The 370-nt window shown below is 47.8% G+C and carries 1 protein-coding gene; it reads right to left on the minus strand.

Going from position 1 to position 370, the window contains the following annotated elements; all coding sequences use genetic code 11:
• The coding region (locus C5745_RS19945; protein WP_207795866.1) for a transposase at positions 1 to 266 on the minus strand (266 nt) is incomplete at its 3' end.
• Between the last annotated feature and the right edge of the window lie 104 nt (positions 267 to 370).

Here is a 370-nt window from a genome sequence, read left to right on the forward strand (position 1 = left end):
GGGCGTTTGCGGGTATACTCGATCTTTTGCTTGGTTTCTTCCTGTTGCTGCTCTACTGCCAGGGGTTCTACCTCAAATGGAAGTTCAGTCTGGTTGGGGTCACCTTCGAAACGTTCGCGCTTCTGGCCGAACTGCATCCGCTTGTACATGGCAAGCTGGGATTCCAGATATTCGATCTTTTCATCACGTTCGGCCAGGGCGTCATTACGGCTGGAAACCACCTTTAGAAGGTCTTCTTTCGAGAGGTTTTCCAGCGCTGTTTCCATACCCTAAAGATACGGTTTTATCTGCGTTCCTGCAATCAAAAAAGCTGTTTTTGTGGCAATGAATAACGTTTTTTCTGTATGCTTTTTACAACCTGGACGCCCTC

It is taken from the genome of Sphingobacterium haloxyli, assembly GCF_002980525.1.
Lineage (GTDB): Bacteria > Bacteroidota > Bacteroidia > Sphingobacteriales > Sphingobacteriaceae > Sphingobacterium > Sphingobacterium haloxyli.